At 41.3% G+C, this 25,755-nt stretch carries 27 protein-coding genes; 15 read left to right on the forward strand and 12 right to left on the reverse strand.

The window, feature by feature from the left end; genetic code table 11:
• Positions 1-87: 87 nt before the first annotated feature.
• Positions 88-540 (reverse strand): YaiI/YqxD family protein, encoded by a 453-nt coding sequence (locus NSQ43_RS08385; protein WP_339254683.1) that lies wholly within the window; start codon positions 538-540, stop codon positions 88-90.
• 149 nt (positions 541-689) lie between these two features.
• On the opposite strand from NSQ43_RS08385, the gene NSQ43_RS08390 reads away from it, so the two are divergent.
• Complete coding sequence (locus tag NSQ43_RS08390) at positions 690-923, forward strand: hypothetical protein (protein WP_339254685.1); 234 nt, start codon at positions 690-692, stop codon at positions 921-923.
• 163 nt (positions 924-1,086) lie between these two features.
• Here NSQ43_RS08390 and NSQ43_RS08395 read toward each other — a convergent pair whose 3' ends face one another.
• Positions 1,087-2,133 (reverse strand): DUF4097 family beta strand repeat-containing protein, encoded by a 1,047-nt coding sequence (locus tag NSQ43_RS08395; RefSeq protein ID WP_339254687.1) that lies wholly within the window; start codon positions 2,131-2,133, stop codon positions 1,087-1,089.
• Positions 2,126-2,449 (reverse strand): PadR family transcriptional regulator, encoded by a 324-nt coding sequence (locus NSQ43_RS08400; RefSeq protein ID WP_339254845.1) that lies wholly within the window; start codon positions 2,447-2,449, stop codon positions 2,126-2,128. The genes NSQ43_RS08395 and NSQ43_RS08400 overlap by 8 nt, the downstream gene beginning before the upstream one ends.
• A gap of 460 nt (positions 2,450-2,909) precedes the next feature.
• On the opposite strand from NSQ43_RS08400, the gene NSQ43_RS08405 reads away from it, so the two are divergent.
• The 6 genes from NSQ43_RS08405 (at position 2,910) to NSQ43_RS08430 (ending at position 7,882) form a co-directional block, all read left to right on the forward strand.
• Positions 2,910-3,065 (forward strand): hypothetical protein, encoded by a 156-nt coding sequence (locus NSQ43_RS08405; protein WP_339254689.1) that lies wholly within the window; start codon positions 2,910-2,912, stop codon positions 3,063-3,065.
• Positions 3,066-3,137: 72 nt separating this feature from the next.
• Positions 3,138-4,517, forward strand: a complete 1,380-nt coding sequence (locus NSQ43_RS08410; protein ID WP_339254690.1) for a leucyl aminopeptidase family protein — start codon at positions 3,138-3,140, stop codon at positions 4,515-4,517.
• Between the two features lie 120 nt (positions 4,518-4,637).
• Positions 4,638-5,594 carry a phosphotransferase gene (locus tag NSQ43_RS08415; RefSeq protein ID WP_339254692.1) on the forward strand — a complete coding sequence of 319 codons (957 nt, stop codon included), beginning with the start codon at positions 4,638-4,640 and terminating at the stop codon, positions 5,592-5,594.
• 171 nt (positions 5,595-5,765) lie between these two features.
• Positions 5,766-6,788: a serine hydrolase gene (locus tag NSQ43_RS08420; protein ID WP_339254694.1), complete on the forward strand. Its 1,023-nt coding sequence runs from the start codon at positions 5,766-5,768 to the stop codon at positions 6,786-6,788.
• A 237-nt stretch (positions 6,789-7,025) separates the two neighbouring features.
• Positions 7,026-7,517 carry a GyrI-like domain-containing protein gene (locus tag NSQ43_RS08425; protein WP_339254695.1) on the forward strand — a complete coding sequence of 164 codons (492 nt, stop codon included), beginning with the start codon at positions 7,026-7,028 and terminating at the stop codon, positions 7,515-7,517.
• A 44-nt stretch (positions 7,518-7,561) separates the two neighbouring features.
• Positions 7,562-7,882: a MazG nucleotide pyrophosphohydrolase domain-containing protein gene (locus tag NSQ43_RS08430; protein ID WP_339254696.1), complete on the forward strand. Its 321-nt coding sequence runs from the start codon at positions 7,562-7,564 to the stop codon at positions 7,880-7,882.
• Between the two features lie 149 nt (positions 7,883-8,031).
• Here NSQ43_RS08430 and NSQ43_RS08435 read toward each other — a convergent pair whose 3' ends face one another.
• The 3 genes from NSQ43_RS08435 to NSQ43_RS08445 are packed head-to-tail and all read right to left on the reverse strand — an operon-like array spanning position 8,032 to position 10,504.
• A complete protein-coding gene (locus NSQ43_RS08435) occupies positions 8,032-8,988 on the reverse strand; it encodes an RNA methyltransferase (RefSeq protein WP_339254698.1) in 957 nt (318 codons plus the stop codon).
• Entirely contained in the window at positions 8,985-9,545 is a 561-nt protein-coding gene (locus NSQ43_RS08440; protein WP_339254700.1) for a branched-chain amino acid aminotransferase, read from the reverse strand. The genes NSQ43_RS08435 and NSQ43_RS08440 overlap by 4 nt, the downstream gene beginning before the upstream one ends.
• Positions 9,546-9,601: 56 nt before the next feature.
• Complete coding sequence (locus NSQ43_RS08445) at positions 9,602-10,504, reverse strand: cation diffusion facilitator family transporter (protein ID WP_339254701.1); 903 nt, start codon at positions 10,502-10,504, stop codon at positions 9,602-9,604.
• A 270-nt stretch (positions 10,505-10,774) separates the two neighbouring features.
• Between NSQ43_RS08445 and argH the strand changes: the two genes are divergently transcribed.
• Positions 10,775-12,103 carry an argininosuccinate lyase gene (argH, locus tag NSQ43_RS08450; RefSeq protein ID WP_339254703.1) on the forward strand — a complete coding sequence of 443 codons (1,329 nt, stop codon included), beginning with the start codon at positions 10,775-10,777 and terminating at the stop codon, positions 12,101-12,103.
• A gap of 25 nt (positions 12,104-12,128) precedes the next feature.
• On the opposite strand, the gene NSQ43_RS08455 is transcribed toward argH, so the two are convergent.
• Positions 12,129-12,866 (reverse strand): SDR family oxidoreductase, encoded by a 738-nt coding sequence (locus tag NSQ43_RS08455; protein WP_339254846.1) that lies wholly within the window; start codon positions 12,864-12,866, stop codon positions 12,129-12,131.
• A 231-nt stretch (positions 12,867-13,097) separates the two neighbouring features.
• On the opposite strand from NSQ43_RS08455, the gene argC reads away from it, so the two are divergent.
• From argC to NSQ43_RS08490, 7 genes are all read left to right on the forward strand, one after another.
• Positions 13,098-14,132: an N-acetyl-gamma-glutamyl-phosphate reductase gene (gene argC / locus NSQ43_RS08460; RefSeq protein WP_339254705.1), complete on the forward strand. Its 1,035-nt coding sequence runs from the start codon at positions 13,098-13,100 to the stop codon at positions 14,130-14,132.
• 15 nt (positions 14,133-14,147) lie between these two features.
• Positions 14,148-15,371 (forward strand): bifunctional ornithine acetyltransferase/N-acetylglutamate synthase, encoded by a 1,224-nt coding sequence (gene argJ, locus NSQ43_RS08465; RefSeq protein ID WP_339254707.1) that lies wholly within the window; start codon positions 14,148-14,150, stop codon positions 15,369-15,371.
• Positions 15,334-16,113 carry an acetylglutamate kinase gene (gene argB, locus NSQ43_RS08470; protein WP_339254709.1) on the forward strand — a complete coding sequence of 260 codons (780 nt, stop codon included), beginning with the start codon at positions 15,334-15,336 and terminating at the stop codon, positions 16,111-16,113. Before argJ ends, argB begins: the two co-directional genes overlap by 38 nt.
• The gene (locus NSQ43_RS08475) at positions 16,110-17,252 is read left to right on the forward strand and encodes an acetylornithine transaminase (protein ID WP_339254711.1); all 1,143 of its coding nucleotides are present in this window, start codon (positions 16,110-16,112) and stop codon (positions 17,250-17,252) included. The genes argB and NSQ43_RS08475 overlap by 4 nt, the downstream gene beginning before the upstream one ends.
• A gap of 132 nt (positions 17,253-17,384) precedes the next feature.
• Positions 17,385-18,605, forward strand: coding sequence for an MFS transporter (locus NSQ43_RS08480; protein WP_339254712.1), 1,221 nt, complete (start codon positions 17,385-17,387; stop codon positions 18,603-18,605).
• Between the two features lie 67 nt (positions 18,606-18,672).
• Positions 18,673-19,602 carry a stalk domain-containing protein gene (locus NSQ43_RS08485; protein ID WP_339254714.1) on the forward strand — a complete coding sequence of 310 codons (930 nt, stop codon included), beginning with the start codon at positions 18,673-18,675 and terminating at the stop codon, positions 19,600-19,602.
• 133 nt (positions 19,603-19,735) lie between these two features.
• A complete protein-coding gene (locus NSQ43_RS08490; RefSeq protein ID WP_339254716.1) occupies positions 19,736-20,020 on the forward strand; it encodes a hypothetical protein in 285 nt (94 codons plus the stop codon).
• Between the two features lie 202 nt (positions 20,021-20,222).
• On the opposite strand, the gene nspC is transcribed toward NSQ43_RS08490, so the two are convergent.
• The 5 genes from nspC to NSQ43_RS08515 are packed head-to-tail and all read right to left on the reverse strand — an operon-like array spanning position 20,223 to position 25,752.
• Positions 20,223-21,365, reverse strand: coding sequence for a carboxynorspermidine decarboxylase (gene nspC, locus NSQ43_RS08495; protein WP_339254718.1), 1,143 nt, complete (start codon positions 21,363-21,365; stop codon positions 20,223-20,225).
• A gap of 17 nt (positions 21,366-21,382) precedes the next feature.
• On the reverse strand, positions 21,383-22,582 hold the full coding sequence (locus tag NSQ43_RS08500) for a saccharopine dehydrogenase family protein (RefSeq protein ID WP_339254720.1): 1,200 nt from the start codon (positions 22,580-22,582) through the stop codon (positions 21,383-21,385).
• Positions 22,583-22,596: 14 nt separating this feature from the next.
• A complete protein-coding gene (speB, locus tag NSQ43_RS08505) occupies positions 22,597-23,454 on the reverse strand; it encodes an agmatinase (RefSeq protein ID WP_339249260.1) in 858 nt (285 codons plus the stop codon).
• Positions 23,444-24,295, reverse strand: a complete 852-nt coding sequence (gene speE / locus NSQ43_RS08510) for a polyamine aminopropyltransferase (protein WP_339249262.1) — start codon at positions 24,293-24,295, stop codon at positions 23,444-23,446. The genes speB and speE overlap by 11 nt, the downstream gene beginning before the upstream one ends.
• Positions 24,292-25,752, reverse strand: coding sequence for an aminotransferase class I/II-fold pyridoxal phosphate-dependent enzyme (locus tag NSQ43_RS08515; protein ID WP_339249265.1), 1,461 nt, complete (start codon positions 25,750-25,752; stop codon positions 24,292-24,294). Before NSQ43_RS08515 ends, speE begins: the two co-directional genes overlap by 4 nt.
• Positions 25,753-25,755: the final 3 nt, after the last annotated feature.

The following is a 25,755-nucleotide window of genomic DNA, read 5'->3' on the forward strand; positions in this document are numbered from 1 at the left end:
ATGCTCGTCCTTTTAGAAAAAATAGGCGATTGGTATAGTTTATGAATCAGAAGGAGGAATTATGAAAGCCCGGCAAATAGTCGGGCTTCAATTAGAAGGAGTGATTAAGGTATTGCATAATTCGCGGAGTTTTTTCATGAACCGTTCATTGTTTTCTTTTGAACGCTTTTTAGGACCTCGAAGCCTTCCTCCCGCAGCCCGGATTTTTTGCGCTGCATGGCGGGCGAATAGAAGTTGGTCTATATTCTCTTCGGTATAGCGTCTACCATTCTGATCAATCGGATGACCTTGTTTTGCTAATACCATTGCGGCTAATCCATAGTCTTGGGTAACAACAATATCACCTTTTTTTACACGGTTGACCAAAACAAAATCGACTGCATCCGCACCTTTGGAGACAATTACAGTCTCAGCACCGTCGCGATGCATTTCATGTGCAGTATCACAAATAAGAATGCACGGAAGCTTGAACTGTTTCGCAATGGAAATCGTTTCATTTACAACAGGACAGCCATCTGCATCTACAAAAATCGTCGCCATTGTCTCGACCTCTTTTCAATATTAAAGTATGGAAGCACGTGGAAGCGCCATACTGTAAATGGATTGATGTCTACTATATCATATTCAAAAGTTTTAAATTAATTCAAAGAGGGAATGACAAGAAAAATTGGGTGAAGGAGGGATTTAAGATGAAGGAAGAAAATAATTACGGGATGACGATTGAGGAAGCGGAGAGCTACGGCCGTGGGATAAACGCAAGAAATGCAGCAGTGGAAAGAAATATGGTGTATGAGGAGCAGGAGATTATACCTGCAGATCAACTGCCACCGCCTTTAAGTGAAGAGGAAATTATTAGACGTGTTGGTTCAGAAAACTTTAAAAACCTTGATGATGCAAAGGTTATGAATTCCATAAACAGTTAAAGAGGGCGAGGAATCGCCCCCTTATATATATCTATTGGATATGGGATCTATCTATTGAATCCAGGAGTTTATCTATTGAATTTGGCAATATATCTATCAAATAATAGATCTTATCTATTGAATCCACAAATATATCACCAAAACGAGACTTAGGGCCTATGAATCACTTCACTGTTATTCTTCCGTTATCCGATTTCAACCGAATCTGATATTCTTCCGCACCGAAACGAGTACGGGAGTTTCTATCCCCATACACATCAATCCGTCCATGGCCTGTTTTTGCGTGGATAATAGCATTTGTAGGTTTGCGGGCAGATATGATTTCTATACTTCCATTATCCGTCTCGAAAGTGATATTACGGTCAAGATGATCCGCATCGAGCTTTATGCGGCCGTTATCTGTAATGGCAACCAGTTCACCTTCCACTTGATCAAGCTCAATCCTTCCATTGTCCGATTCGGCCTGGATGGAATCAGCTTCCACATTCCTCATCATTACCCGTCCATTATCCGTCTTCGCCTTTAACCGATCACTTTGGACTTTCGAAATTTCGATTCGTCCGTTGTCCGTCTCAGCATTAAGCGAAGTTGCAGCCAGTTCCGCCAATTCGATCCGTCCATTATCAGTGAATGCCTCAATATTTTTACTGATCAGTTTTTCAGCTTTAATGCGCCCATTATCGGATTTCATTGAAATGGACTGATAAAGCTTTTTCGGAATGAACACGTTCAATGCAACCTCCCTCGTATTGAAGTTGAAGATGAATAGCCAAAGCCCTTTCTTTTTCAGTCTGACTCGCAAAGTATCTCCCAACACGTCTGCAGAAAACTCCAATTTATCATTAGGATTGACCAGCTCAATTTTTGTCTCATCGTTTTCCGAAGGCAAAACAGTAAGTGTCCCATGAAAAACATCGATATCAACCTTAGTGAAGCTATTGTCTTTAATTGTAATCACTTCACTTGAAGGGGAAGTGGAGAGCCGTGTTCCTTGTAATACTTGGGGCTCTTCAAATGGATAGGCGTCTAATAGCTCCGTTGCAATTTTTTGCGGTGACCCAAGTGAAGCGGCAATTTCAGCTTCGGTTTTTCCATCATTTCTTCCATTTGAAAAGTACTCACGGATATCTTGCAGAATATCGTTTCTTTCCTCAGTCGGCAGTCTTTTTAAAGCTTGCTCAAGTTCCATGATAAATTGGTTTTCAGTCATTACGAACACCTTCCTCGATTAATTTATTTACACCTTCTGTGAAATTACGCCATTCATTTAATTGCTCATGTAAGTACTCACGCCCTGAATCCGTCAACTTATAATATTTACGGGGAGGCCCTTCGGATGATTCCTGTAAATAAGTCGTAAAATAGCCTTCTTTCGTCAATCGGCGCAATAGTGGATAAACAGATCCTTCAGATATGGAAATCTGGTCAGAAATTTTCTGTACCAATTCGTAGCCATAACGGTCTTGTTTATCCAAAAGAACAAGGACACATAAATTTAAGACACCTTTTTTGAATTGAATGTTCACCATCTATACCTCCTTATTCAGTACTGTGTAATGAATACTACTGTGTTACGTGTAATATATCATAAGGTATTATTCATTGCAAGGTACTGTAAGGAGTTTTTTGAAACTATATCTGTATATGAACGTAAAGGATAAGTGGATTTTAATAATACAACAGTTGCTTTACGTTCCAGGCGGACGCTTTCCTGGGGGCGGGCGGTGAGCCAATCGAACCACGAAGAGTTCGATTTGCCGTATTTCTGCGTTATTTGCAGAAATTAAGGCATCCGTTTTGGCATTCCTGCTCCCTTAAGGTCGCAACAAACATTGCTCGCAACGCTACGCTTTTGCTCGCAAACGCAGTTCTTCTTAACGGCGTTCGCTTATCCCCAAGGAGTCGCCGCCTTCCACTATAAGCAACGAAAATTGCCTGGAATTAATAATTCATTAAAAAGATAGAACAACGCAAGGAGGAAACGACATGGATAGTAGTTATTTTGTTGGGTGGGGGACACTCTCTTTAATTAATGCAGGGATTGCGCAAGGAAAAAATAGAAGCGGTTTGAATTGGTTTTTGCTGTCGCTATTATTAGGCCCAGTCGCCACATTCTTTTTAGTCATTTCAGAGAAAAGATAATCTTTCAAAATGAAGAATTTATGGTAGACTATTTCTATAGTCGAAATAAATTAGCAATTAGGGGGAATTACTTTGTCGAATGTTGTAAAAATCATTTTTTCTGATGATGCACTTGTAACAGAAAACAATGCAGTTAAAAACTTTCTAGACAATCAAAAAGCAGGTCATTGTTCTTTAATCATTAAGGACGAGCAGTATGTTATCGTTAAAACCGATGATAAAAAGAAATCATTGGAAAAAGTGAGAGCTACAGCGGGGAATATCTCCCGTGACTTATCTTCACAAAAAATCGAAAAAGCTACTGTTCAAGGAACTGCACTTGAAACTGCGTTTTCTGAACTGAATAAAGAAGATGTCGCTGTTGCATTTGTTGAAGGCTGGGAGCTTGGCTCTTATCAATTCTCAGCATACAAATCGGATGCGGAGTCAACAAAAACTGCAATTGAAGTAGAAGGCGATTTGCACTCGGCTGTTGAGCTCGGAAAGATCCGTGCTGCAGCAACTGCATTTTCACGTGATTTGATGAATGAACTTTCGGATGTGTTGAATCCTGAAACGTATCCAGAAGTATTGAAACAACAGTTCGAAGGGAAAGACGTCGAAATAACTGTTCACGGCAAAGAGCAGCTTGAAGAGATGGAAATGAATGGTCTTTTGACAGTTAACCGTGGCAGTAAATACAAGCCTTCATTCGTGGAAATCCGTTACGAAGGAGATGCATCGAAACCACTTGTCGCACTTGTTGGGAAAGGCGTTACATTCGACACAGGCGGAATCAGCCTGAAAAGCGGTAAAGATTTGAGCAGCATGCGTATGGACATGGGCGGTTCAGCGGCAGTTGCAGGAGCAATGCAGCTCTTAGTCGATTCAAAGGCGAAAGTGAATGTTATTGCGCTCATTCCAATGGTTGAAAACACACCGGATGCAAATTCCGTATTCCCTGGCGAAGTGATCCGTTATAAGAACGGTAAAACAGTTCAAGTCGGCAATACAGATGCTGAAGGCCGTCTAATCTTGGCAGACGCTTTAATCCGTGCAGGTGAATTGAATGCAGAATACATCGTAGACATCGCAACGTTGACTGGAGCGATTGTTGCTGCGTTAGGTTCAGAAATCGGCGGCGTATTCGGTGATGAAGAACTTTCTTCCGTTATGAAAAAAGTTGGCGACCAAAACGGAGATTTCGTATGGCCAATGCCGTTGGTTGAAGCTTACGACAAGTCACTTGCAAGCGATTATGCAGATATGAACAATATCAGCTCCATGAATTTTGCAGGCTCCATCACGGCAGGTCTTTTCCTACGCCGTTTCGTGCCGGAAAACAGCAAATGGTTGCATGTTGATATGGCAGGTATGATGAGCAAATCAAGCGCAACAGGCTATTATGCGAAATCCGCAACCGGTTACGGTGCAAGGCTTTTGGCTGACTACACTGTAGAAGTTTCGAAATAATAACGAATGAAGAGGATAGATGTTCAATTTGAACATCTATCCTCTTTTTGCATTGTAAATTCTGTCTATTATGTATAGAATGTATGGAAATATCTGTTTTTAGGAAAGGTGAACTTTCAAATGTTCGATAACGGAGATTCGACACAATTAATAAAAATACTCAACGAATTATATCCAGTAGAGATACTTACAGTTCAATCTGTTACAAATGAGATGTTCCGTTGTACCGCCAAACAGGACGTTTATTTCGTCAGAGTCACCAATTACAAGTCTTATGATGAACAGCTTGAAGAAGTTACATATACGAACTTCTTGCATAAAGAAGGATTGGCAGTATCGCTCGCTATTTCTTCATTAAATCGGAATGTAGTAGAAAAAATAACACTTGGCAACAAAGAAATGTTAACCGTCCTATACAAAGCAGCACCCGGTATCCATTTACCAAGAGAGCAGTGGAATGCCGATGTATTAAAAGAATTAGGACGCCAAATAGGCAGATTACATCGTATCTCGCGGGAATTTGAAGAGATGCATCCAGTGAAGCATATCAATGATTGGCATGACAATGAGGAATACGCTTTTCTTAAATATATCCCTGAAGAAGAAACCGCGATTAGAAAAATTGCACAAGACGTTTTATCAACGATTAAGGGGTTGCCGAAAAATAGCTCGAATTACGGATTGCTTCATGGTGACCTGTGGTTGGAAAACATATTGGTTGATGATGATTTGAAATTGACGATGGTTGATTTTCAAGACTGCGAAAAGAACTTCTATATTTTTGACTTGGCAGTTCCTATTTACAGTGCGATCGAGTATTCGTTTGTAGGAAGAGGCAATATAGTCGATTACGGACGGGAGATCACAAAAGCAATTATTGAAGGGTATCAAGAGGAACATGAACTTCCTGCTGATATGTTGGAGCAACTGACCCTCTTTATTCGGCTTAAGGAAGTCTTTGAATACAGCTTAATGCATATGTACTGGAATAAAGAAAAGTTAACGGAAGAGCAGATTCGAATAATGAACCATTTTAGAATGAGGATTGAACGAAATCACTCGATTATAGATATGTAATATTTGGAGAAGTTTCCGTTTATTAATTGAATACTTTTTAAAATTAATCTAATATCTTAGTAGAGAGGTGGGGAAGCTGTATGACGATTCATTTTATGGTGTGAAAAAGCTAATCTGAATTCCTTTTAAGACTTCAAAACAAAAAATAATAGGAATTCAGGAGGAATTATAATGAACACAGAAAACAAATTGAACCATTTAGAAAAAGTACAAACGGAACTACTATTTTCAGGTGCGTTTTACGCCCAAAAGGGAAATGAAATCTTAAAGGGAAGTAGTGGTTTTGCCAATCGATCGGAGAAAATTGCTAATCTCGTGAATACAAGGTTTGCGATTGCTTCCGGCTGTAAAATATTCACATCAGTAGCTATTTGTATGTTAGCTGAATCTGGGGAAATTTCATTTGACACAAAATTAAAAGACTGTTTAGATACGGAATTTCCGCACTTTGATAATGACATTACCATTCATCACTTACTAACACATACATCAGGTGTTCCCGACTACTTCAACGAAGAAATCATGGACGATTTCGAGACGCTTTGGAAATCACGTCCCATGTATCACATTCGGTCTCCAAAGGATTTCTTACCGATGTTTCAGTATGAAAAAATGCAAGATCATCCCGGCAGTCCATTTCAGTACAACAATACCGGTTATATATTGTTAGGCCTAATTGTCGAACATGTGACGAAGTCCAGTTTTACCGGATTCGTTGAGGAACACATTTTTCGTAAAGCTGGCATGACGAATGTGGGATATTTCGAGATGGACCGTTTACCGGAACGAACAGCCCTTGGATACATCGAAGTTCCGGAAGGGACTTGGAAATCGAATATTTATTCTTTGCCTGCAAAAGGCGGACCGGATGGCGGGGCATTTGTCACAGTGGAGGACATGGGTAGATTTTGGCAGGCATTAACGAATCACGAACTGTTATCCAAAGATATGACTCAATTGTTGTTAAATCCTCGTGAGGTAGTGGATGAAGAGGACAATATATATTATGGTTATTGCGGTTTTATGGAGTTAGACGACTCTAAAAAGGTAGTAAAGTATATTCAAATGGGCTATGATCCAGGCGTGAATTTCCGTTCAGTTTACTATCCAGAAACCAAAACGACTATCATAGTCTGTTCCAATGAATCAGAAGGTGCGTATGAACTTCTGAAAGAGATTGAAAACACCCTTTAATTAGGTGAAATGCCTTTCTGAAAGGTAGGTCAATGCGGTGCTGCCGCATTGGCCTATATTTATATGTAATATAAATTGTGTATGGATTGTGAACTGATGCAAGCACTACGTTTAAAACTAAAAGAGGATATCAACGGATACATAATGTTGTGAGACTTTTTTGGAGTTATCCAGGTAGTAAAAAAAGGGGAAGCACTTTTGTTTTTTCAATATAAAAAGTACAAAGGGGTAATTAATATGCAAGAGATTCGTTATGAAATTATGGAGATACCAGGATATCGGGCAATCGGGTTAAAGTGGGATGGAGCGTACACAGAAGTAAGTAGTTTGAAAAAGATTATCTATAGCATGGGTAGTAGAGTAAGTGAGTTAGAATATGCAATCAATCCAAAGGTTCAGTTAGGTCTGTCTTATCATCTACGTCCCGACGGGTTTGTACATTATTCTGTATATGAGGTTAGCGAAGAACAGCAAATCCCAGAGGGGATGATGGAAATACATGTACCTGAAATGACTTATTTAATGATTCATCATAAAAAAGAACAAAATATCGGTCAGACTTATGACAATATCTATCATTGGCTGAAGGAAAGTGAATATGAGCCATTGAGGGAGCTTGATATAGAATATTTCGATCGTTTACCGATAAAACACGAAAGATATCCACATGATCGCGATGTTAACAATCCGCATTTTGATATCTTGATTCCTATTGTCGAAAGAACGTAAATTCATAAGATATACAATTAAAATTAAAATTGTGAGGAATACTTATGGAGCAGTTAACATTTCAAGCATTACAAAGTTACTTAGCGTTAAAATACAAAGAGGGTCGATCTTCATCGGGATTATTCATGAAATTGGTCGAAGAAATTGGTGAAGTTGCGGAGGTCCTAAACCAGCAAGAAGGTCGAAAATCGCCTTCAACAGATACTTCTTTGGAAAAAGAGTTAGTCGATGTAATCCATTATTCGGTTGCAATTGCAAGCATTAATGGAATTGATTTGTCAAAAGCCATTATTGAAAAGGATAGGCAGGCTGCAATTAAATATAATCAATCTCCCAATTTGGAAGAGTTTTTGCTAAGGAATTGAATAGAGGCTGTCCCGAAAGTTGAAAAGCTGACTTTCGGAACAGCTTTTTGTAATTATGCTGCTACGCGTCCAAAGCAAGCCGTTCCGCGTCCAAAGCGAGCCACTACGCGTCCAAAGCAAGCTGTTTTACATATTTATAAAGGTTCTCGTCACTCACAAACAACAATCTGCCGCTCGAATGTCCCCTTTTTCGCTATACATCGATCCACAATCTCAAACCCTGCCTCAGTGATCATATGATCCATTGGTTCAATCGTGACAACAACTAACTTGGAAGTGATCCGTCTGGCATTTCTTAAAATGTCCAGCTGTCCTTCTGCAGTTATATGTGTAAACAAATTATACGGCATGTCGATAATCGCAGCATCATATGTATCTGTCACTTCGGATATAGGGCCCATGACAACTTCACCTTCCAACCCGAAGTACGCAAGGTTTTTTCTTGAGCCAAGACAAACGAGTGGGTTGATGTCCCTTCCGACGATGTCGATACCCATAGAGCGGGCCTCAACCAAAACGGTTCCGATTCCGCAACAAGGATCGATTGCGCGTATTCCTTCAGGGTGAGGGACTGCAATATTTGCGACAGCGCGAGCAACACGTGTGCTTAGCGCAGTGGAATACATATGGGGCTTTTTCATATGGAATCGCCAAATGGGCTCACTTTCCTGGAGAAGGCCGAAATACCAAACTTCATCCAATAAAACGATTCCAAAGTTAACTTCTGGCTCTAAAAGATCGGCTTCCCCTTGAATCAGTTCACCGATTTCCCGCTCAATAGAACGTCTTTCCGGATGATGGAGTTTTGGTGTTGTATCAAGGGCAATCGAGTTCAGGCAAGTTACTTTGAATGTTTTATTAGTGACAAAATCCGAGGCATGTCCTTTTAATTCATTCAAGTCGTTTCCGGAAAAAATTACTTCCAAGCGCTCCTTCATGAAAGGGCTTCTGCTTGGATCGATTTCCACTTTGCTTTTTATGACGTTTGATGGGCTGTCGTTGCCAAAGAATGACCGCATTTCCAAACGGCATAAATCATGTTCATCCACTTGTCGGACATACGTGTAGATGAATTCCTTATTCAAAACCTCAAATGCATGTTTCAATTTGCAGCCTCAATTGCTACAAGAAGGTTGAAGATGAATCGATAGGCAAGGTCCATTGCATCTGTAATTGGCATTTCAGTATTAAAACCATCCAACTGGTCGAGGGGGATATTTACATCCCAAAGCCCGTCTTTATCGGAAAACATGGCACTATATGTCTTAGATCCGACATTTGCGGCCAAATAATCCTTTAGGAAAGGACCCCATTTTTTCTGTACTTTCAATCCAAATAAAACCGTAAATGTCAGGAAAACATCGTCCGTTTCGAACGCGATGCCGTCAACTCCTATTGTTTCGAAGATACTTGATTCGACATAAACAAATTCATCGATGTTCCTTGAAAAATAGGAAACCGGTTCATTCATGAAAGTCCCATGTTCCTCTTTAATTACTTCTTCTGTCTCTTTCAGGCATCTTTCAATGACGGTAAAGCTCCATCCTTTATAATCAACTTCAACGTTTTCATTATATAACCCTTGTTTGACAGCATATTCTTTTTCAATTGGGAATAAAGGTTCGTTATTCGATACCAATTGCTCAATTTTCTCTTTTAACATGAGAGACACTCCTTTTCACTCTTCAGTATACCGTAAATCGAGTATATTTTGCCCATTTATTCCCCCGGATACCAAGGGTTCAAGTGAATTAGCACTTCATCTACGTCGGTATGCTCATCAATTATCAAATTTCGAATATTACTTGAAATATCATGTCCTTCTTGAATCGTCATCGTTCCTGGAATGCCGATTCGTAGGTCGACAAGAACGTAATGTCCATGTTCACGCGCACGAAGTCGGTCGATCCGTTTCACTTCAGGAATCGTGCGAATTAGGGCAGCAAATTCTCTCAGGCGATCTTCCGATACATTCTTTTCCATTAAAATATCCATTGCTTCTTTCCCAATTTCGTAGGCAAGTCTAAGAACAAGAATGGAGACAATCACACCTGCGAACGGATCACCGTACGAAAGGAAAGAAATATCGTACGCATCACCAATTAGTGCCAAACCGATTCCGATGACTGCAGCAAGAGAAGCGTATACATCCGCAAGATGGTCATAGGCAGTTGCAATAAGCCCCTTACTGTTCACTTTCTTTCCGATACGCATTGTATAAATATATAGTGCCTGCTTCCAGACGAGAGAGATGATTGCGGTAATCAAAGCAATGACACTTGCTTTTGCTGGCTCCTCAAAAAAAGTCTTAACAGCTTCATAACCGATATAGATGGAGGCGATGGCAAGAATAATTGCAACAATCCCTGAACCGATAACTTCTGCTTTTCCATGGCCATAAGGGTGGTCTTCATCCGCGGGTCTTTGTGAATACCGCATAGAGGTTAAAGCAGCGGCAGACGCAACGACATCACCGGCGTTATGGAAGCCATCTGCCAGTAAAACAGGACTGTTGAAAAGGGCACCAACAAGGATTTTTAACACAGTCAAAACAATATTGCTCATTAAACTAATCCATATTGCAAATACAGAAGCGATGGAATGGTTTTGTTTTGTTGTCATTTATTTGCCTCCAAACTCATTTTTTCCCCGGGGAAACAAAAACCCCTGACATATTGTTGTCAAGGGTTAGTGGGAATAAACCGTATAGTGTTGTTTAGTACAATAATTTGTCAATTTCATCACTCTTTTGCAGTCAGTTATTCAAGCATATCACCAAGCTGCAAGACTATCAAGAATTTGAGGATTGTTTTGGAAAGCTTTGCAATACGCAGGTCAAATCATTATAATACAATAAAATGAATAAAAATACATAATGGAGGTTGATTAGACATGAAGCTTTGGGGAGGACGTTTTACAAGTCGCGCGGATAAAATAATGGAGCAATTCAATACATCATTACCGGTTGATCATAGACTATTTCGAGAGGATATCGCAGGTAGCCTTGCACATGTTAGTATGCTTGTTCATGGTGATTTGCTGACTCCGGAAGAAGGGGACTTACTCATTCAAGGACTCGAATCGATTTTAGATGACATTGAATCCGGGGTATTAGTGATTGAAGGGGATTATGAAGATATCCATTCTTTCGTGGAGGTGCATTTGACGGAGCGAATTGGTGAGGCAGGTAAAAAGCTTCATACAGCTCGCAGCCGGAATGACCAAGTGGCTGTTGATATGCGGTTATATGCAAAGAATAAAGCGGTTGAGGTGATGGATGGACTTCAAACCTTAATTGATTCATTACATGCGAAAGCGAAGGACAATAATGTGATCATGCCGGGGTATACGCATTTGCAACGCGCGCAAGTCGTAACTTTTGGTCATCATTTAGGCGCTTATGAGCAAATGTTCAAACGTGATAAGAAACGTGTTGGGAATGCACTAAAATTATTAGATGAAAACCCTTTAGGATGCGGTGCGCTTGCTGGCACGACACATGCGATCGATCGAGAGGTGACAACAGCACTTCTACGCTTTGCAAAACCGGTCGATAACTTTTTGGATGGAGTGAGCGACCGCGATTATATGCTTGAACTCATGTCCGATTTCTCGATCATCATGATGCATTTAAGCCGATTGAGTGAAGAGCTGATTTTATGGAGCAGCCAGGAATTCAAATTCATTACGATGGCGGATGCTTATTCGACGGGCAGCAGCATTATGCCGCAGAAGAAAAATCCAGATGCAGCTGAGTTGATCCGTGGGAAGACGGGAAGGGTGTACGGTTCACTTTTCGCCTTATTGACGACGTTAAAAGGTCTTCCACTAACATATAACAAGGACATGCAGGAAGATAAAGAGCAGTTTTTCGATGCGCTTGATACAGTGCTTGACTGCATGGAGATTATGTCTAAGATGATCGATACATTGAAAGTGAATGCGGAGAATATGAAGGCTGCAATTAAAGCAGGATTCCTGAATGCGACCGAAGTGGCGGATTATTTGGTTAGCAAAGGGACACCATTCCGTGATGCACATGAAATAGTGGGGAAGATTATCATTTATTGCGACGCGGAGAAGAAGGCGATTGAGGAATTGACCGTCCAGGAGCTAACGATGTTCAGTCATAAAATTGCGGATGATATATATGAGTATATCGACTATGAAAATATATTGACGAAGGGGAATAAAACGTTGATGAGAGAGATTGGGGAGTAAAAAAGGAGCTATCAGGCTCCTTTTTTCATCCCATAATATGATATCCACCATCAACGTAAATTACTTCACCAGTCACTCCGCTCGATAGGTCGCTTAACATTGCGATAGACATCTTCGCAACTTCTTCATTCGTAATATTGCGCTTCAAAGGAGCTTTCTCTTCAATTTGACCTAAGATCTTATTGAAGGATGGAACACCTTTTGCTGACAACGTACGTACAGCACCTGCAGAAATCGCATTCACACGGATTGCGTCTTTTCCAAGGTCATTTGCTAAGTAGCGTACAGACGCTTCAAGTGCAGCCTTCGCTACGCCCATGACGTTATATCCGTCAAGAACGCGTTCAGCACCCAAATAACTCATCGTAATGATTGAGCCGCCTTCTGTCATATAACGACGGGCTTCCCTCGCTGTTGCAACAAGTGAATAAGAACTTGAATCTTGTGCAAATGCATAGCCGCTTCTTGTCGTTTCAACAAAATCATTCTTTAAATCTTCAGCATGTGCAAATGCGATCGAATGAACGACGCCATGGATTGTGCCAAGTTTTTCACCGATTGACGAGAAAGCTTGCTGGATGCTTTCATCCTCATTGACATCACATTGTACGATCATTTTCGGTTCCAGACCATTGCTTTCCAATGCTTTTTCAAGTTTCGCAAGGGAACGTTCCTTACGATATGTGAAGATGACATTTGCACCAACCTCAAATAGAGATTTTGCAACTCCCCACGCAAGGCTGCGTTCATTCGCCACGCCCATAACAACAATATTCTTTCCTTTAAGTTTTAATAAATCCACGATATATCCTCCTTAAAAGCTAATACCTAATATTAGTACCTGATAATAACAAAATTATAACACACTCTCTCTCAATTCAAAACTTCAATTCATCAGGTGTGCATTAAAACAGCAAAAAATATTTATAAAAATGCAGTTGACTTTATATTTATGCATGAGTATACTACTTTTAATGGTAAAAGGAGTGAGGATATGAAGATTGGAATCATTGGAGCTACCGGTTACGGGGGCCTTGAATTGATGCGGTTATTGCATCAACATCCGAAAGTTCAGGTAATCGATTTATACACATCTTCTGAAGAGGGGACAGTATTTTCATCGAAGTATCCTCATACAACCAATTTGTATGATCAACCTCTATTAAAAATCGATCAAGAGCAGTTAAGCGACTATGACGTCCTATTTGCAAGTACGCCGTCAGGGGTAACAAGCCAATTATTGCCCCCACTGATAGGTAAGGGACCGAAGATAATCGATCTTTCGGGTGATTTCAGATTGAAGAATACCAACGACTATGAGCATTGGTATATGAAGACTCCCGCTCCAAAGGAAGCTGTTGAGCAAAGTGTATACGGCTTGACTGAATGGAATACGGAATTAATCCGGAAGGCTGAGTTAATCGCAAATCCGGGTTGTTACCCAACAGCAGCCCTTCTTTCTTTATTGCCACTTATTAAGGAATGCCTGATCAATCCAACAGGGCTGATTATCGACGCGAAAAGCGGAGTGTCAGGAGCGGGGAACACACCCGGACCGATGAGGCATTTCAGTGAGACAAATGAAAATCTATCAATCTATAAAATTAATCAACATCAACATATCCCTGAAATTGAACAGGGAATTGAACAGTTTGGCAACAAAAAAACACCTGTGACATTCACAACTCACCTCATTCCGATGACGCGAGGGATAATGGCAACAAGCTATGCGCCTCTAATGGAGGACGTTACAGAAAAGAAGCTCATCAACTGTCTTAAGGAGTATTATGACGGGCGGCCGTTCATCCGTGTCATGACTGATACGCCCAAATTTTGCACGAAGCAAGTGTATGGCACGAATTTCTGTGATATTCACGTGAAAGTAGATCCGCGGACGAACCGGGCCACAATTGTTTCTGTTATAGATAATTTAGTGAAGGGCGCAGCGGGTCAGGCGATTCAAAATATGAACATATCATTAGGGTTAAAAGAGACAGCGGGGTTGAATCAAGTTCCGTTATTCATATAATGAGGAGGAAAATGTATGGTAGTTGCCATCCAACAGGTAAAACACGTTTCGGGAACAAATATCACTTCGCCGAAGGGATACAAAGCAATCGGTATCCATTGTGGATTAAAACATAAAAAAAAGGATTTGGCAGTTTTACTGAGCGAAGTTCCAGCGAGTGTAGCAGGGGTTTTTACAACGAATGCCATTCAAGCAGCACCCCTTATTGTTTCGAAGGAAGTCGTACAAAAAGGGAAGATGCAAGCAATAATTATTAATTCCGGTAACGCAAATGCATGTACAGGGAAACAAGGGATGTTGGATGCATTGACTATGCAGGAGAAAACTGCCCAGAAGTTCGGAATTGAATCGGATTTGGTCGGTGTTGCTTCAACAGGGGTAATCGGTGAAAAATTGAATATGGAGCCTTTGTTGAAAGGCATCGAAATGTTGATTCCAGTTGACAGCTTGGAAGGCTCGATTCAATTTTCACAAGCGATATTAACTACAGACACTGTTATGAAAAATACTGTCTACCGTATTGAAATAGATGGTAAAGAGGTCATGATAGCAGGCACAGCGAAAGGATCAGGAATGATCGAGCCGAATATGGCGACGATGTTAGGCTTCATTACGACTGATGCAGAAATCGAGTCTGTTCATTTGCAGGAAGCATTGAAGGTAGTGACAGACATTACGTTTAACTCCATAACAGTAGACGGGGACACTTCTACAAATGATATGGTACTTGTTCTTGCAAACGGGATGGCTGGAAATTCTTCCCTTACTCCAGCACATCCTGACTGGAACGCTTTCCTATATACTTTACACGCCGTTGCCCAAGATCTTGCAAAAATGATTGCAAAGGACGGGGAAGGTGCGACAAAATTAATCGAAGTGGAAGTGAATGGGGCGGTATCCAATCTCGAAGCTCGAAAGATCGCAAAAACGGTTGTAGGGTCTCCTCTTGTGAAAACAGCGGTATTTGGATGTGATGCGAATTGGGGAAGAATCATTGCTGCGGTTGGGTATAGCGGTGCATCAGTGGACCCACAAGGAATTTCGATTAAAATTGGTGAAACATTGGTTGTAAAAGACGGCGAACCTGTTATTTTTTCGGAAGAGCAGCTGCTTCTTTACTTAAAACAACCTGAAGTGAAAATCTATGTAGATTTGAACAAAGGAAGCGGGCATGGAATTGCATGGGGGTGTGATTTGACATATGACTACGTCCAAATCAATGCATCATACCGATCATAAACGGATAGTCTTCAAATTAGGTGGAAGTATGCTTGAGCGTTTAAGTGATGAATTCTTCTTGAAGTTCCACGAGATGAGGAATGAGGGGAAAGAAATTATCATCGTCCATGGCGGGGGTCCGTTCATCAATAAGGCTTTGAAGGAGAACGGTATTGAATCGGTAATTGACAATGGTATCCGGGTTACATGTGAAAAATCCATAGCAATAGTCAAGCAGGTATTGATTGGAGACGTGAACACATCCCTTGTCCATCAATTGAATAAGAATGGCATCGAAGCGATCGGCCTTAACGGATTCGATGGCAAATTGTTGGAGTGCTCCGTTTTAGATGAAAAAAAATATGGATTCGTTGGAGATATTCAATCGGTGAATAGCAATATGATCGAAAAGTTACTTGCTGCTCAGATTGTACCAGTGATTTCCTGCATCGGTTCTACGATTGATGGAAATGCGCTCAATATTAATGCTGATACGGTTGCAAGCTTTTTGGCGCTTGCCATTGGAGCTGATAGTCTTCTTCTTGTAACGGACACATCAGGGATAAAGATTGGTGGCGAAATTCAGCAGACAGTCTCTCCAACCCAGATTGCCAAATGGATAGGAGATGGGGATATATATGGGGGCATGATCCCTAAAGTGAACGCCGCAATTGCTTGCCTCGATGCGGGTATTCCGTCGGTTCAAATTGTAGATCAATTTGTGACTGGCACGGTTATTGCGTATGAGGGGGTGCTGAATTGAGCTTTTTATTCAATAACTATTCGAGGCGGCAAATCCACATTGTGAGTGGAAAAGGAACGATTGTCCAGGATGACAAAGGTAAGGAGTATCTCGATTTCATAAGCGGTATAGCTGTTAACAGCCTTGGGCACGCACATCCGGCAATTGTCGAAACGATAAAATATCAGAGTGAAAAGCTCTGGCATGTATCTAATCTTTTTGAAAGTCCGGAACAAGAAAAGCTTGCAGAAAAACTTGCAAAAGATACCCAGTTCGCCCATGCGTTCTTTTGCAACAGCGGGGCGGAAGCGAATGAGGCCGCTATAAAACTTGCAAGAAAGCATACAGGGAAACATGTCATCATCACATTCGAGCAATCCTTCCATGGCCGTACGTTCGGAGCGATGTCGGCAACTGGCCAAGAGAAGATAAAGCAAGGATTCGGTCCGATGCTTGAATCGTTCCGAACTGTTCCATTCAATAATCCGGCTGCACTTGAAGCAGCAATTAGTGATGATGTTGCTGCAATCATGCTTGAAGTGATTCAAGGTGAAGGAGGAGTTCATGAGGTCACTGCCGAATTCGCAGATGCAATTACGAATATTTGTAAGTCAAAAGGTATCTTATGCATTGTAGATGAAGTGCAAACGGGAATTGGCAGGACGGGAACGCGTTATGCTTATGAGCAAACCTCGCTTATGCCGGATATTATGACGCTTGCAAAAGGACTCGGAGGGGGGTTCCCGATCGGGGCAATGCTTGGAACGTCAGATTTATTCGAGGCATTCGGACCTGGGTCTCATGGAACGACATTTGGTGGGAACCCACTCGCAGTCTCGGTTGCACAGACAGTTGTGAATCATATCTTTGATAATAGTTTCTTGGAAGAGGTTCAACATAAATCGGATTATTTAAAAGGAAAGCTTCTTGAAATTTTGCCAACAACATATGAAGTCCGAGGCAAAGGATTGTTAATCGGTATTGATTGCAAAGAGGATGTTACGCTTTTTATTCGTCAAGCAGAGGCAGCTGGTTTACTTGTTGTTCAGGCGGGTCCTTCCGTCATTCGATTGCTACCTCCCTTGACGGTGACCGAAGACGAAATTAATCATGCGATTGGACTATTAGCATCCGTCTTGCATATACCAAGCACTCTATAACCTTTAAGATTAAACCAGATTAAGCGGATCTCACGGAATGTGGGGTCCGTTTTTATAATTTAAAAGAAGTCTAATAGTGAAATTATATGGTATGCTCGAATAGCGTTCCAAATTTTTATAGGGGGCATTTAGTTGAAGCTTGAGAAAGATATATATCATTCAAAAAAACTGAGTTTCAGCAAGCGAACTTGGTTGCTGATTATCGGAATTATTTTCATCGCTGCGACACTACGTTCTCCTTTGACTTCGGTTGGACCAATTATCGCACCGATTCGGGATAGCCTTGGAATCTCGAATGTTTTAGCAGGTTTTTTAACGACAATTCCTTTATTGGCATTTGCACTCATTTCTCCAGTCGTTCCTTGGCTATCGAGACGGTTCGGAATGGAAATCACTTTATTCTGTTCATTATGCTTATTGACGTTGGGAATTGTGATCAGATCGTTTGGGTCCATCACATTCTTAGTTATTGGTACATTTCTCATTGGGGTGGCCATTGCATTTGGTAATGTTTTATTACCAAGTTTGTTGAAATTGAGCTTTCCACTACATATCGGATTGATGACAGGCTTTTACTCTGCCTCCATGAATATATCGGCAACAATTGCTTCGGGAGTAAGTGTTCCTATTACTGAGAGAACCGCTTTCGGTTGGCAAGGCGCACTTGGAATTTGGTCGATACTCACAGTGGTAGCATTGTTATTATGGTTGCCCCAATTGAAAAATAGGGTTGCAACTGTATCAGATGTCAAACCAATCATGAAAGCTACATCAAATTCATTTTGGCTTTCTCCTATAGCTTGGGCAGTTACATGTTTTATGGGCTTGCAGTCTATGCTATTTTATTCGACGTCTGCTTGGTTGCCGGAAATACTTGTTACAAACGGATTGACTGCCGAAAAGGCAGGTTGGATGTTTTCTCTGTTGCAATTGGCGCAATTGCCGATGACGTTTATCACCCCCATCCTTGTTGGAAGATTGAAAGATCAGCGTATCGCTGTCGTTGGTGTCGCCGCTTTATTTCTCATCGGTTATGGAGGGGTACTAGTAGACGGATCGGTATTGATTCCCCTATGGATGATTGCAATTGGTATCGCTGGAGGGGCAGCATTTGGCATTGCAATGATGTTTTTTACTCTTCGAACCGATACTCATACCGAGGCTGCGAATCTATCAGGAATGGCACAATCATTCGGTTATTTACTTGCAGCAGTCGGACCAGTACTTTTCGGCTTCCTGTATGATCTAACAACAACTTGGACAAGCTCGATGTTCATCTTCTTGGTTGGATCACTCGCATTGCTTGCAAGTGGAATGATAGCTGGACAAAATAAAAAAATAGGGTACTCATAAAATATTTGTAACCATTAGCAATCTTTTCCGTCTAACTCTTTGAATATTCAACGGAGGAGATAAAGAGATGAAGAAAATTGGAGCTGTTGCGTTAACAGCGCTTTTAGCGAGTTCCACATGGGTAACTACGTATTCTGTTCAGGCAAAAGAGGATGTAATCCACGTGGTGAAGGAAGACGTACAGGATGCTTCTGTGTACATGAAGGCTACAGGGGTAATTACAAATATCGAGAACCGCGAAAATGCTCGGATGGTAACTGTGGAAGGTGAAGAAGGAATTATTACGAACTTCATGATTACAAATGATACACTTCTATTCCATAGCGGGAAGGCGGAAAGCTATGGAGTTGACAAGTTGAAAAAAGGGATGAAAGTCGAAGGCTATTACGATAAATACAAGCCTATGATTTTGATATACCCGGCCCAAATTACGCCTGAGCTATTCTTTGTAATGGATGAAGAACATGCGGGCAGCGTGAAAGTAGCGAAGTTTGATGAAACTTTCCTTAGTTTAGACGGTGAATTGAAATTGAACATTGGGGAAGAAACAGTATTGTTGAATCAGCAAGGCAGAAAAATTCAACAAGCAGATCTTAAAGGAAAAGAATTAGTCGTTTTTTACACAATTACGACAAGAAGTTTACCACCGCAAACACCACCAACCAAAATCATTGCTTTAGATAGATTAGACACAGAAACATACAGAATTGTTATGGATATCATTGAAAAAGATCATTACATGAAGGGTGACGTGAGAATGATTCCTCTTCGTAAGGTTGCTGAGGAGCTTGGCTATTTAGTTTTATCACGTGGAGAAGTGAGTGGGGCAATTCTTACTAAAGAAAGCGAGAACCGTTCATTTACAATTACCCGAGGCACGAAGTCGTACGGATTAAATAAAAGCATTCGTCAATTTGCAGTTGCGCCTGAACTTATCGGTGGCAATAAAACATATGTATCTGAAGAATTTCTGAACATGCTTTTAGGTGATGAATAACATAAAGTGAGAAAAAGCCTGAAACGAAGGGACCGTCAAAGACGTGCGTTTCAGGCTTTTTCTATTGCTTGTAAAGAACAATAGACGAAACTTATCCATACACTAAGAAGAGGAAAGCCAAGGGTGTGTGCGCATGAATAATCAGCATTCCGGTCAATCATATTCGATAAGTGATCTACTAAAAGGAAAGGATCTGGACATCATTGCCGCATCCCTCCTTTTAATCGGTAAACTGAAAGTCGATTCTGTTCAGCTTTTTAGGGATACTCCAATCGTTACGGTATCATTGATAGGTCAGTTCAAATCAACCGAAAAGCCGAAAGAAGATCGGTTGGCAAAATTTCTTGAGGAAAACAGTGATGTAACATTAACAGATTTATTGGAAGGTATGAATTTGACAAAGCAAGAAAAGGAGTGATGGATCAGATGTTCGGACAACAAGAATTTGATACAGGAAAGTTTTTGAATCGAATTATTTTACTGGTGTTTATATTATTATTAGTTTTCGGTACATCTAACCTTGAAGATATAAGCACAGTATAACAAATTCATCCCACTATATAGGAATAGGTAAAGGGTTAGTCTATCTCAAATGAAGCGATAGACTAACCCTTTAAATTTTATGACAAACGTTCTTTAAAGTCCTCGTAACCGAATTCTTTGATCACTTTCGGGCCGTCATTTACGGTGTTCAATACAATTGCAGGTAAGCTCATGCCATTGAAAGTATTGTTCTTCACCATTGTGTAATGGGCCATATCGGTAAATACAAGCTTATCTCCTGCAGTTAACGGCTGTTCAAACGAATAGTCGCCGATGACATCTCCGGCAAGGCAAGTTGGACCGCCAAGTCGATAGGTAATCGATTTTTCGTTTGGCTTTCCGGATCCAATAATTTCAGGACGATAAGGCATTTCCAATACGTCAGGCATATGGCAGGAAGCTGAAGTATCAACGATAGCAATTGGCATACCGTTTTGCATCGTATCCAATACAGTCGTTACTAAGAATCCAGTGTTTAAAGCAATAGCTTCACCTGGCTCCAAATAGACTTTTAGTCCATACTTTTCTTTCATGAAAAGTATCGATTCGATAAGTGTTTCAATGTCATAATCGGGACGGGTAATATGATGACCGCCGCCGAAATTAATCCACTTCATGCCTTTCAAATACTTGCCGAATTTTTCGTCCACAACTTTAATAGTCCTCGCAAGTGTGTCGGAATTCTGTTCGCACATTGTATGGAAATGCAAGCCGCTAATGCCTTCAAGTTCTTCAGGCTCGAAGTTCTCAAGCGTCACTCCGAATCGTGAAAATGCGAAGCAAGGGTTATACATATCGACTTCAATCTCGGAATATTCCGGGTTTATCCGGATGCCGCATTCAATCGATTTTGGATGGTTTTTCACCCTGTCCTTGAACCGTCTCCATTGGTCGAAAGAGTTGAAGACGAGATGATCGGAATAAGATAGGATTTCATCGAAATCTGTTTCCGAATAGGCAGGAGAGTATGTGTGTACTTCCTTTCCCATTTCTTCAAAGCCCAATTTGGCTTCCAGTAATCCACTTGAAGTCACCCCGTTCAAATACTGTCCGATAAGTGGATAGACGGAGAACATCGAAAAACCTTTTTGAGCCAATAAAATTTTGCAGCCTGTTCTGTCAATTACCGACTTCAGTAATTCCAAGTTTTTGATCAACAGCCCCTCGTCCACTACATATGAAGGGGAGGGGACTGCGTGTGGATCGAAATTTATTTTCATTTGTTGCATACCTCCTATCAATCGATCAGTTCAGGATTAAAGTCTTCCTGCCAAGGCAAACCGTATTCGTTCAATGCTTCCATGAATGGATCTGGATTGAATTCCTCTACGTTATAAACGCCAGGTTTTTTCCATTCGCCTTTCATCAATAGCATTGCTCCAATCATTGCTGGAACACCAGTTGTGTAGGAGATCGCTTGGGAACCAACTTCACGGTAGCACTCTTGGTGATCGGATACGTTGTAAACGTAGTAAGTCTTCTCTTCGCCATCTTTCGTACCTTGGAAAATACAACCGATGTTTGTTTTTCCTTTTGTACGTGGCCCGAGGGAAGCCGGATCAGGAAGAACCGCTTTCAAGAATTGTAATGGCACGATTTCCTGACCTTCAAAGTTGATTGGCTCGATAGAAGTCATACCGACATTTTCAAGCACTCTTAAATGTGTCAAATACTTTTCTGAGAACGTCATCCAGAAACGGATTTTCTTGATTCCTTTAATGTTTTGAGCAAGTGACTCCAATTCTTCGTGGTAAAGAAGATAAACATCTTTAGGACCGATTTCCGGCAAGTCATAAACACGTTTCTCGGAAAGTGGAGGAGTTTCGATGAACTCACCGTTTTCCCAATAGCGGCCGTTTGCCGTGATTTCACGTATATTGATCTCCGGATTGAAGTTTGTTGCGAATGGATAACCGTGGTCTCCCGCATTCGCGTCAACGATATCAATTGTATGGATTTCATCGAAATGATGTTTTAGTGCATGAGCGGAAAAGACTCCTGTTACACCTGGATCGAAACCGCATCCAAGAATTGCTGTTAGACCCGCTTCTTCGAACTTCTCACGATATGCCCACTGCCATTTATATTCGAATTTTGCCGTATCAAGTGGTTCATAGTTCGCAGTATCCAAATAGTGAACTCCTGTAGCGAGGCAAGCATCCATTATTGTCAAGTCTTGGTATGGAAGTGCGACGTTGATGACGATTTCAGGTTTGAATTCATTGATGAGTTCAATCAGTTCTTCAACATTGTCTGCATCGACTTGTGCCGTCTGAATCTTTGTCCCTCTTCCGTCAAGCTTTTCCTTCAATGCATCACATTTTGATTTCGTACGGCTTGCGATGCAAATTTCTTCAAATACATCCGGAACTTGAACACATTTATGTGCAACTACACTTGCAACTCCACCTGCTCCAATGATTAACGCTTTACCCAATCGAAACACCCCTCTTAATTTTGTTTATAAACCGCTAATAATAGTTCCCGCAATACTTTACAAGCAACCGCTGTTGAAACACCGCTTTGATCGTAAATCGGGGAGAGTTCGTTTACATCGCAACCTACAATGTTAAGGCCGCTCACTGTTAAAATACCATTCAATAACTCCATGAAGCTTACACCACCGGCTTCAGGAGTTCCTGTTCCAGGGAAAACAGAAGGATCTAAGACATCCAAGTCAATTGTTAGATAAACTGGTTTCCCTTTTAATCTTTCAACAACATCTTCAAGACCGTTAAAGTTGAATTTATTCGTAAAGACATGGTTACGGCCCCATTCGAATTCACTCCGGTCACCGGAACGGATTCCAAATTGGAAAATTCGATTGTCGCCTAAAATGTCCCAAACCCGATGAATGACACTTGCATGGGACAACTGTTCTCCAAGGTATTCATCCCTCAAGTCGGCATGTGCATCAAATTGGATGACGTGCAGATCGGGATATTGTTTTGCAACAGCGCGAATTGCGCCAAGCGTAACAAGATGCTCGCCACCGATCATACAAGGGACTTTGCCGTCTTCGACTACTTTTCGAGTATATTCCTCAATTCGGCCTAATGCCTTTTCAGGATTACCGAAACTCAGTTCAAGATCCCCACCATCGTATACGTTGATGTCTTCAAGGTCCTTGTCCTGATAAGGGCTATATGTTTCAATTCCAAATGATTCGCCACGCATCACTTTACTTGCAAAGCGTGTTCCTGGTCGGAATGATGTGGTCGAATCGAATGGGGCACCAAAAATGACGATTTGTGATTCATCATATTCGTTATCGCATCCGATGAAAGTTTCAATGTTTTTATTCAACATCTTTTAATTGCTCCTTTACGTAATTCGGCAAAGCAAACGAACCGACATGAATGTCCGTATTGTAATACTTCGTTTGCAGTCCAAGCTGATTCCATGCATCTGCATTCAAGTCATTGATCGGGTCGTACTTTTTAGAGGCAAAACCGAATAGCCAATGACCGGATGGATACGTCGGAATATGCACTTGATACACTTTACAGACGGGGAAGAATCCAGTGATCCGTTTATGTGCTCGCTGCATACCAAGTGCATCCTCTTCGTAAAAAGGGCTCTCGTGTTGATTGACCAGTATACCGTCTTCATTTAATGCCTTGTAACAGTTACCGTAAAATTCCCTTGTAAATAGTCCCTCGCCTGGTCCGAAGGGATCTGTCGAATCGACGATGATCAAATCGTATTCGTTTTCACGGGAACGGACAAATTTCAAGCCATCTTCAAAGTATAGATGGACACGTGGGTCATCCAATTTGGAAGCAGTTTGAGGTATGAACTCCTTACAAACATCAACAACCATCTCATCAATTTCAACCATATCGATATGCTCGATTGTTTCGTACTTCGTCAATTCCCTTACTGTCCCGCCATCACCAGCACCGATGACAAGTACTTTTTTAATGTTTGGATTTGTTGCCATCGGTACATGTGTAATCATATCGTGGTATATGAATTCGTCTTTTTCAGTGACCATGACATACCCATCCAATGTCAGGACTCTGCCAAATTCAGCGGTTTGCAGTACATCGATTTTCTGGTATTCACTTTTCTTAGTGTAAAGATGTTCAATGACTCTCATCGAAAATTGAACGTTCGGTGAATGATTTTCCACAAACCATAAATTCATTGCTCAGTCTCCTTCAAAACATTGATATGTTCAATTTTGCTATCTTCCGTACCTGTCATGAAGCTGCCTTTGTCTTTGCAGTATTGGATGTACTGCAAAATTTCAGGAGTGATCATTTCACCTGGCGCTAAAATCGGTATGCCAGGAGGGTAGGCCATGACGAACTCGCTTGCGATTCGACCTGCACTCTCATTAATGGGTAGCGTCTCCTTGGGTGCGTAAAACGCTTTTTGGGGTGTGTAGACGACTTGCGGGTTGATATATTCATGATCGAATAATCCGCTTTTATCTTTGCTGTAACGCCTTTTAATCTCCGCGAGGGCAGATACAAGCCTCTCGAGATCCAATCGACGGTCTCCGACTGATATGTATGCAAGAATGTTGCCGATATCCCCAAATTCGATTTGGATGTCGTATTCGTCACGAAGAATGTCGTATACTTCGACCCCAGCTAATCCTATATCAAGTGTATGGACGGAAAGCTTTGTCGTATCGAAATCGTAAATTGTGTCACCATTCCGTAACTCTTCAGAAAACGCATAGTACCCGCCGATTTTATTGATTTCATCCCGGGTATACTGTGCCATTTGGCCGACTTTATGGAAAATTTCCTTGCCATTCAATGCAAGGTTTTTCCTTGAAATATCTAAAGAAGAGAGCAGTAAATATGAGCCGCTAGTCGTTTGTGTCAAATTGATGATCTGTCTTGTATACCCTTCACTCACTTCATTATTGATCAATAATAATGAGCTTTGAGTCAGTGAACCACCAGATTTATGCATGCTGACGGAAGCCATATCGGCTCCGACCGACATTGCAGAGGCAGGAAGTTCGTCACTAAAATAGAAATGCGTACCATGGGCTTCATCCACAAGGACAAGCATTCCATGGCTATGGGCGAGATCCGTGATTGCCTGCATATTCGAACAGATTCCGTAATACGTCGGATTATTAATAAGAATTGCTTTAGCATCAGGATTTTCAAGGATTGCTTGTTTTACATCCTCAACGGCCATGCCAAGGGGAATACCAAGCTCTTTATTAACACCTGGGTTGACATAAACGGGGACAGCTCCGCTTAAGATAAGTGCATTAATAGCGCTTCGATGCACATTACGCGGCATGATGATTTTTTCCCCTGCCTTACATGCGGTCATGACCATCGCTTGTACGGCAGAAGTAGTCCCATTCACCATGAAAAAGGCGTGCTTTGCACCGAATGCTTCAGCCGCAAGCTCTTCAGCTTCCCGAATGACAGAAACTGGATGGATTAAGTTATCCAACGGCTTCATGGAGTTAACGTCAACTGTCATGCAATTCTCGCCTAAAAAAGCGGTCAGTTCCTCATTACCTCTGCCACGTTTATGGCCAGGAACGTCAAAAGGAACGACACGCATTTTTTTGTATTTGTTTAAGGCTTCCATGATCGGGGCCTTCTGTTGTGAAAGAATGTCCATTTT

It is taken from the genome of Sporosarcina sp. FSL W8-0480 (genome assembly GCF_037963765.1).
GTDB lineage: Bacteria > Bacillota > Bacilli > Bacillales_A > Planococcaceae > Sporosarcina.